The 7,131-nt window shown below is 73.7% G+C and carries 6 protein-coding genes; 1 reads left to right on the top strand and 5 read right to left on the bottom strand.

What is annotated here, in order from left to right; translation table 11 throughout:
• Positions 1-113: 113 nt before the first annotated feature.
• The 5 genes from ACZ7DY_RS14500 to ACZ7DY_RS14480 are packed head-to-tail and all read right to left on the bottom strand — an operon-like array spanning position 114 to position 5,829.
• Positions 114-1,421, bottom strand: a complete 1,308-nt coding sequence (locus ACZ7DY_RS14500; protein WP_471134451.1) for a DUF58 domain-containing protein — start codon at positions 1,419-1,421, stop codon at positions 114-116.
• Positions 1,421-2,407, bottom strand: a complete 987-nt coding sequence (locus ACZ7DY_RS14495) for an AAA family ATPase (RefSeq protein ID WP_471134448.1) — start codon at positions 2,405-2,407, stop codon at positions 1,421-1,423. The genes ACZ7DY_RS14500 and ACZ7DY_RS14495 overlap by 1 nt, the downstream gene beginning before the upstream one ends.
• Entirely contained in the window at positions 2,407-3,663 is a 1,257-nt protein-coding gene (locus ACZ7DY_RS14490; protein ID WP_471134445.1) for a DUF4350 domain-containing protein, read from the bottom strand. Before ACZ7DY_RS14490 ends, ACZ7DY_RS14495 begins: the two co-directional genes overlap by 1 nt.
• The gene (locus ACZ7DY_RS14485) at positions 3,660-4,496 is read right to left on the bottom strand and encodes a DUF4129 domain-containing protein (RefSeq protein WP_471134443.1); all 837 of its coding nucleotides are present in this window, start codon (positions 4,494-4,496) and stop codon (positions 3,660-3,662) included. Before ACZ7DY_RS14485 ends, ACZ7DY_RS14490 begins: the two co-directional genes overlap by 4 nt.
• A 4-nt stretch (positions 4,497-4,500) precedes the next feature.
• Entirely contained in the window at positions 4,501-5,829 is a 1,329-nt protein-coding gene (locus ACZ7DY_RS14480) for a DUF7847 domain-containing protein (RefSeq protein ID WP_471134441.1), read from the bottom strand.
• A gap of 140 nt (positions 5,830-5,969) precedes the next feature.
• Between ACZ7DY_RS14480 and mtnA the strand changes: the two genes are divergently transcribed.
• On the top strand, positions 5,970-7,127 hold the full coding sequence (gene mtnA, locus ACZ7DY_RS14475) for an S-methyl-5-thioribose-1-phosphate isomerase (RefSeq protein ID WP_471134439.1): 1,158 nt from the start codon (positions 5,970-5,972) through the stop codon (positions 7,125-7,127).
• Positions 7,128-7,131 lie beyond the last annotated feature (4 nt).

Genomic DNA, 7,131 nt, shown 5'->3' with positions numbered 1-7,131 from the left:
GGGACCCTGTGGGAGAGTAGGACGCCGCCGAACTCCTTTTGGAGAAAACCCCCGCACCTTTCGGTGCGGGGGTTTTCTGCGTTCCAGGGCTTTCGTCAGTTCCAGGGTTTCCGTCAGAGGCGGCCGGCCGCCTTCAGGGAAAGGTATGCGTCGGCCAGGGCCGGGGCGAGGTCGTTCGGGGTGGCGTCCACGACCGTGACGCCGCGGCGGGTCAGTTTCTCTGCCGTGCGGTGGCGTTCCGACGCGGCCTGCGCCGCGGCTGCGGCGTCGTACACCGCCTCCGTCGTGCCGCGTGCGGATGCCATCTGCTGGATGTGCGGGTCGGTCACCGATGCCAGTACGACCTTGTGGCGCTTGGTGAGGCGGGGGAGTACCGGGAGCAGGCCCTCCTCGACGGCGGCCGTGTCGAGACTTGTCAGGAGCACGATCAGTGAGCTGCGCGGTGCGGTGCGCAGGGCCGTGGAGGTCAGGCCCCGGGCGTCTGTCTCGATGAGTTCGGGTTCGAGTGTGGCGAGGGCGTCGACCAGGGAGGGGAGGACGTTGCCCGCCGAGCGGCCCTGGACCAGGGCGCGTACCCGGCGGTCGTAGGCGAGCAGGTCCACGCGGTCGCCGGCGCGGGAGGCGAGGGCGGCGAGGAGCAGCGCCGCGTCCATGGAGGCGTCCAGGCGCGGGGCGTCGCCGACGCGGCCCGCCGAGGTGCGGCCGGTGTCGAGGACCAGAAGGATGTGGCGGTCGCGTTCCGGGCGCCAGGTGCGGACCGCGACGCTGGACTGGCGGGCGGTGGCGCGCCAGTCGATGGAGCGGGTGTCGTCCCCGGGCACGTAGTCGCGGAGGCTGTCGAATTCGGTGCCCTGACCTCGGGTGAGGAGGCTGGTGCGGCCGTCGAGTTCGCGGAGCCGGGCGAGTTTGGCGGGGAGGTGCTTCCTGCTGGCGAAAGGCGGCAGGACGCGCAGGGTCCAGGGGATCTTGTGGCTGCCCTGGCGGGTGAAGAGGCCCAGCGGACCGTACGAGCGGATCGTCACGCGGTCCGCCTGGTGGTCGCCCCGGCGGGTGGGCCGCAGCTGTGTCGTGAGGCGGCGGCGTTCGCCGGACGGGACGGTCAGGCGGTGGCGGGTCTCGGTGGCCTCGGTGCCGGGGCGGGTGCTGGGCGGCCAGGCGTCACGCAGTTCTGCGCGGAGGGGGCGGCCGGAGGGGTTGGTGACGGTCAGATCGATCTCGGCGGCTTCGCCGAGGCGTACGGACGCGTCGCCGGAGCGGGTCAGGCCGAGACGGCGTACAGGCGCGGCCAGGGCGAAGTCGCAGGCGCATGCCAGGGCCAGCGGGGTGTTCACGGCGAGGACGCCGGTCCAGCTGGGGTCCCACAGGCCCACGGGGAATGTGCCCAGGGCCGCCAGGAGCGCGGTGCGTCCGGTGAGGGCCATCAGCGGGGGACCGGGACGTGGGCGAGGATCGCGTTGATCACCGAGTCGGCGGTGACGCCCTCCATCTCGGCCTCCGGGCGGAGCTGGATCCGGTGGCGGAGGGTGGGCAGGGCGAGGGCTTTGACGTCGTCGGGGATGACGTAGTCGCGTCCGGTGAGCCATGCCCAGGCGCGGGCCGTGGAGAGCAGGGCCGTGGCGCCCCGGGGGGAGACGCCGAGGGTGAGGGACGGCGACTCGCGGGTGGCGCGGCACAGGTCCACGACGTACGCGGTGATCTCGGGGGAGACCGTGGTCTTGGCGACCGCGGCGCGGGCCGCTTCGAGGTCCGCGGGGCCCGCCACGGGGCGTACGCCGGCGGCGTGCAGGTCGCGTGGGTTGAAGCCCTCGGCGTGGCGGGTGAGGACGTCGATCTCGTCCTGGCGCGAGGGGAGAGGGACCGTCAGTTTGAGGAGGAAGCGGTCGAGTTGGGCTTCGGGGAGGGGGTACGTCCCCTCGTACTCGACCGGGTTCTGGGTGGCGGCGACGAGGAACGGGTCGGGGAGCGGGCGAGGTGTGCCGTCGACCGTGACCTGGCGTTCCTCCATGGCTTCGAGCAGGGAGGACTGGGTCTTGGGCGGAGTGCGGTTGATTTCGTCGGCCAGCAGGAGGTTGGTGAAGACCGGGCCCGGCTGGAAGGAGAACTCGGTGGTGCGGGCGTCGTAGACGAGGGAGCCCGTGACGTCGCTCGGCATCAGGTCCGGGGTGAACTGGACGCGCTTGGTGTCGAGTTCGAGGCTCGCGGAAAGTGCGCGGACGAGCAACGTTTTGGCGACCCCAGGGACTCCTTCTAGTAGGACGTGACCGCGGCAGAGGAGGGCGACGACGAGGCCGGTGACGGCGGAGTCCTGGCCGACCACGGCCTTCGAGATCTCGGCGCGCAGCGCTTCGAGGGAGGTGCGGGCGTCGCGGGGATCTCCGGTGGGCCCGTTGCCAGTGGTCGGGTCCATCATGAGTGGCGTACCTCTCTTTCGAGGGCGTCGAGTTGGTCGGCGAGGGCGATCAGTGCCGCGTCGTCGGCCGGGGGCGGGCCGAAGAGGAGGGCGTGCGGGTCGTGGCCGGATGTGCGGAGGCGGGAGGTGAGGGCGGGGAGCAGGGTCTCGGGCGTGTGCGCCTGGGAGGGGGAGACACCGGCGAGAGGGGCGAGACGGGTGCGGGTGGCGGTGCGCAGGGCCGCGGCGGCGCGGTCGCGGGCGTTGGCCTTGCGGTAGAGGCGGGCGCGGCCTTCCACGGCTTCGGAGGCGCGGATGGCTACGGGGAGGCGTTCCGCGACGAGAGGGCCGAGGCGGCGGGCGCGCCACAGGGCGGCGAGTACGGCGGCGATGGTGAGTTGCAGGGTGCCCCAACGCCAGCCGGAGGGGATGAGGTCGAAGAAGCCGCGGCGTTCGGAGTCGGGGGTGGCCGGGTCGTCGGAGGGGGACGGGAGATACCAGACCAGGTGGGGGCGGGTGCCGAGGAGTTGGAGGGCGAGTGAGGCGTTGCCCTGCTCGTCGAGATGGTCGTTGTACAGGATGTCGGGGGCGCCGATGACGACGGTGTCGCCGTTTCCGCGGGGGGCGGGGAGATGCAGGAGACCGGGGAGTCCGTCGCTGAGGTAGCAGGCCTCGGCGTCGGGGGCGAGGGTGTCGTAACGGATGCCGCCCATGTCGGCGGGGCCGGCGCGGCGGGCCGCGGGGAGCGAGCAGCCGGCGGAGAGCGTGGAGTCGTCGCTGGTCGTGGCGGAGGCGGTGACGCCGGGGGCGAGGTCCTTGACCGAGGTGCCGCTCGGGGCGACGAGGAGCGTGCGGCCGCCGGAGTTCTCGATGGCCGCGTGGAGCCGGGTGCGCCGGCCGGCGGTGAGCAGGTCGGGGTCGGCGACGAGGAGCGTGGTGTCGGGTCCGGTCGCGGACCGGGCCGCGTCGAGGGTGGTGACCACGCGGGTGGATACGCCGCGGTCGGCGAGGAGTTCGGCGACGGCCCGGCTGCCGTGGGTGTCGGCGGAGCGCGGGTCCAGGCGGCCGTGCTGGGCGCCGGAGCGGACCACTGCGATGGCGGCGGCCGCGACGAGGAGGACGACCACGGCGAGGACGATGCCTCGGGAGCGGGTCCAGATCTGCCGGGGGGTGGGGGTGATCGACGTCGACGCGGGTGGGGGCGGTGGCGGTGGCGCCACGGTCCGTTCCGTGGTGGGCGACGCGGAGGGCTGGGTGGGGGCGGGGCCGGTCATTCGGCTGCCCCTCGGGGGCCGTTGCCCGGTGTGGTGGGGGCCGGTGCGGTGCGGGCGGTGGTGGCCAGGGCCGGCCTGGTGTGTTCCAGTTCGTGGTCGAGTTCGGCCAGGCGCAGGTATGCCGTCTCGTCGGCGGTGCGGCCGCCGTATGTGACGTCGTCGAAGGAGCGGGCGGCGGCGCGGAGGCGGTCGGTGTGGGAGGGCAGGGTGCGGCCCGCCTCCGCCGCTGCTTCGTCGGCGGTGCGGCCCGGGCGGGGGTCGAGGAGCGCGCGTTCCTCCAGGGCGCGGACGACGGCGCGCATGCGTTCCTGCACGGCCTGGTTCCACTGGGCCCGGTCGGCGTGTGCCTCGGCGGCGGCGCGGTGTTCGGCGGCGCTGCGGGGGCGGTCGTCGAAGAGCGCGGGGGCGGAGGAGGGGGCGCGGCGCGGGGTGCCGAGGCGCCACCACAGGGCGACGGCCAGGAGTACGACCGCGAGGACGATGACGAGCAGCCCGAGTCCGCCGCCCGGGGCGACCCCGGACGCGGCGGAGAAGAGGTCGTCGACCCAGCCCCAGAAGCGGTTCAGGGCGCGCTGGAAGAGGCCGGGGTCGTTCTCGTGGTACATCGGGTCGGACAGTTCGCGCTCGGCGGCCTCCCGCGCCGGGTCGCGCGGGATGGTCACCGGCGGGTCGTCGCCGATGCGCGCCAGGAGCGGGGCCGCCGTGAACCGGCCGAGGGCGTCGGCCGGTTCACGGAGGGCCGCCCTTGCCGCGCCGAGTCCCGCTCTGAGTACGTCCCCCCGCTCTCCGAGCGCCGCTCCCGATGCTCGCAGTACTGCCCCCACCGCGGTCACCGCATCAGCTCCCCGGGGTGCCGGGCGGGGTGGGGGCGTGGCCGGGGACGCCCGCGGCGCGGGAGAGTTCGAGGTCGAGGGCCTCGCGGCGGATGCGCTGGTCGATGTAGAGGAGCACGGTGACCCCGGCCGTGATCGGGAACGTCAGCATCGAGCCGATGACCGAGCCGACGCCGCTGACGATCAGGAAGGTCCAGCCCAGTTCCCCGGTGCTGTCCAGGAAGCCCGTGACTCCCTCGCCGCTGATCGCCCCGGCGATGAAGGTGAAGGGGATGACGATGATCGACGCCACCACGTTGGCGATGATCGCGGCGAGCAGCTGGATGCCGAAGACCCGCCACCAGGAGCCGCGGACCAGCTTGGCGGAGCGGGCCAGGGACTTCTTGACGCCCTGCTTCTCCAGCATGAGGGCGGGCGAGGCCAGCGAGAGGCGGACGACGAGCCAGAGGGCGGCGACGCCCGCGGCGAGACCACCCAGTACGGCGAGGGCGGCGCCGGCGTCGGAGGGGCCCGCCAGCGCGATCAGCAGGCCGGGCAGGATGCCGACGAAGACGATCGCCGCGCCGATGAGCGGGATGAGCAGCGTCAGACCGGCCAGCTTGGCCAGCCGGGGGCGGGAGTCCCGCCAGGCCTCCGCGGTGGTCACCGGCTTACCGAGCACGGCGCGGCTGGTGACCATCGTCAGGAGGGCCGTCGCGACGATGGTGCCGAGCAGGGTGATCCCGAGGACCACGCCGGAGTTCAGCATCGTGTCGCCCATGGCGCGGGTCAGTTCGCCGACGGTCGCGCTCGGGTCGTCGAGGGCCTCGGTGTCGACGGACTCGTTCAGGACGAGCCCCTGGAGGAGTACGACGATGATCTCCGTGACCACGGCGACGGTCAGGGAGATGCCGAGGACCGTGCGCCAGTGGGCGCGCATGGTCGACACCGCGCCGTCGAGGATCTCGCCGACGCCGAGCGGGCGGAGCGGGATGACGCCGGGCTTGGCGGCGGGCGGGGGGCCCTGCCAGGCTCCCCAGCCGGGGTAGCCGCCGGGGCCTCCAGGACCGCCGGGACCACCCGGGCCGCCGGGTGGCCTGCCCTGCCAGCCCCAGCCGCCGCCCTGGCCGGGCGGCGGGGGCGGCGGAGGCGGGGTCTGGCCCGGGCCGGGGGTGCCGGGCGGGGACCAGGGGGCGGGCGGCGGCTGCTCCTTGGACCACTTCGGCCGGCTGTCCTGCGCGCCGGCGCCCGCGCGCTCTTCGGCGTCCGCGGGCCCTCCGGCGTCCGGGGTGCCGGAGTCCTGTCCGTCGGAGGGGGCAGATCCGGGCGAGGCCCAGCCCGGAGTGTCGTTCATCGTCGCTCCTTCAAGGTGCCCGTCCGCGGGTGCGGCGGCAGGTTGCCAGCCATCGTGCCATGGGGGACCCGCAAGGTGACCGGGCGCCGTAGCCGCTGTACACCTTCAATTGTCCGCCGGGTACGGGGCAGACTGGGCGGATGGCTGATCAGTACGCGCAATCCAGCGAGGACATCCGGCCGACCGGGCCTCCCACGGTTCCCGCGATCCGTTGGGACGACCCGCCCGAGGGACCTGTGGTGGTCCTGCTCGACCAGACCAGGCTGCCCGGCGAGGAGATCGAGCTGGTGTGCACCGACGCACCGGCCCTGGTGGAGGCGATACGGACGCTCGCGGTGCGAGGGGCACCGCTGCTGGGCATCACGGGGGCGTACGGGGTCGCCCTCGCCGCCACCCGCGGCTTCGACGTGGACGAGGCGGCGGACTCGCTCGCGGGGGCGCGGCCCACCGCGGTCAACCTCGCCTACGGCGCGCGCCGGGCGCAGGCCGCGTACCGTGCCGCGGCCGCGGGCGGTGCCGACCGCCGGCAGGCAGCCGCCGCGGCACTCGCCGAGGCGCGGGCGCTGCACGCCGAGGACGCCGAGGCCAGCCGCCGGATGGCGGCCCACGGCCTGGCGTTGCTCGACGAGCTGCTGCCCGGCGGTGGCCACCGGATCCTGACGCACTGCAACACTGGGGCACTGGTCTCCGGAGGGGAGGGCACCGCGTTCGCCGTCGCGCTCAAGGCGCACCGGGAGGGCAGCCTGCGCAGGCTGTGGGTGGACGAGACGCGGCCGTTGCTGCAAGGTGCGAGGCTCACGGCATATGAGGCGGCGCGCAACGGAATGGCGTACACCTTGCTCACGGACAACGCGGCGGGTTCGCTGTTCGCGGCGGGCGAGGTGGATGCCGTGCTGATCGGCGCCGACCGCATAGCCGCCGACGGTTCGGTGGCGAACAAGGTGGGGAGCTATCCGCTCGCCGTGCTGGCGAGGTATCACCACGTGCCCTTCATCGTGGTGGCCCCGCTGACGACCGTGGACCCGAAGACGCCGGACGGGGCGGCCATCGAGGTCGAGCAGCGGAGCGGTCATGAAGTGACGGAGGTCACGGCGCCACGGGTGCCGGTGATCGGGATGGAAGCGGGAGGCGGTATTCCGGTGGCACCCCTGGGGACCCAGGCGTACAACCCCGCGTTCGACGTGACGCCACCGGAGTTGGTGACGGCGATCGTCACGGAAGAGGGCGTTCTGTCACCTGTGACAGCAGAGGGCCTTGTCGAGCTGTGTGCCAGGTCACGCCAGGTAACGATTAGCTAATGGG

It is taken from the genome of Streptomyces sp. NPDC037013, from assembly GCF_055607265.1.
This window is presented reverse-complemented; position numbering and strand designations above follow the sequence as displayed.

Excerpts from the sequence above, each read along its gene's own strand:
- ACZ7DY_RS14500 (WP_471134451.1), bottom strand. The coding sequence starts at position 1,421 with ATGGCCCTCACCGGACGCACCGCGCTCCTGGCGGCCCTGGGCACATTC.
- ACZ7DY_RS14495 (WP_471134448.1), bottom strand. The coding sequence starts at position 2,407 with ATGGACCCGACCACTGGCAACGGGCCCACCGGAGATCCCCGCGACGCC.
- ACZ7DY_RS14490 (WP_471134445.1), bottom strand. The coding sequence starts at position 3,663 with ATGACCGGCCCCGCCCCCACCCAGCCCTCCGCGTCGCCCACCACGGAA.
- ACZ7DY_RS14480 (WP_471134441.1), bottom strand. The coding sequence starts at position 5,829 with ATGAACGACACTCCGGGCTGGGCCTCGCCCGGATCTGCCCCCTCCGAC.
- mtnA (WP_471134439.1), top strand. The coding sequence starts at position 5,970 with ATGGCTGATCAGTACGCGCAATCCAGCGAGGACATCCGGCCGACCGGG.